The organism is Vibrio zhanjiangensis (assembly GCF_030161235.1).
In the GTDB taxonomy this organism is placed as follows: Bacteria; Pseudomonadota; Gammaproteobacteria; order Enterobacterales; family Vibrionaceae; genus Vibrio; species Vibrio zhanjiangensis.
In genome coordinates this window covers 356-898 of sequence record NZ_BSPW01000046.1, presented here as the reverse complement: position 1 = coordinate 898, position 543 = coordinate 356, and the positions used below count along the sequence as shown (strand labels likewise).

General features: G+C 51.4%; 1 tRNA gene and 1 rRNA gene. Both read left to right on the top strand.

Features of this window, described 5'->3' with window-relative positions:
• Positions 1 to 336 (top strand): 16S ribosomal RNA (locus QQK21_RS12030); the annotation flags it as partial.
• 88 nt (positions 337 to 424) lie between these two features.
• Positions 425 to 500 (top strand) — tRNA-Glu (locus QQK21_RS12025).
• Positions 501 to 543: the final 43 nt, after the last annotated feature.

The window sequence follows — 543 nt, the reverse complement described above, 5'->3', positions numbered from 1 at the left end:
GCCCTTACGAGTAGGGCTACACACGTGCTACAATGGCGCATACAGAGGGCGGCCAACTTGCGAAAGTGAGCGAATCCCAAAAAGTGCGTCGTAGTCCGGATTGGAGTCTGCAACTCGACTCCATGAAGTCGGAATCGCTAGTAATCGTGGATCAGAATGCCACGGTGAATACGTTCCCGGGCCTTGTACACACCGCCCGTCACACCATGGGAGTGGGCTGCAAAAGAAGTGGGTAGTTTAACCTTCGGGAGGACGCTCACCACTTTGTGGTTCATGACTGGGGTGAAGTCGTAACAAGGTAGCGCTAGGGGAACCTGGCGCTGGATCACCTCCTTATACGATGATTATTGCGATGAGTGTTCACACAGATTGATGGTTTATGTAGTTTAAGAGAAAGAAGATATCCCAATATCTTCGACTTAGTGTCCCGTTCGTCTAGAGGCCTAGGACACCGCCCTTTCACGGCGGTAACAGGGGTTCGACTCCCCTACGGGATACCATTGGGTCGTTAGCTCAGTTGGTAGAGCAGTTGACTTTTAATCA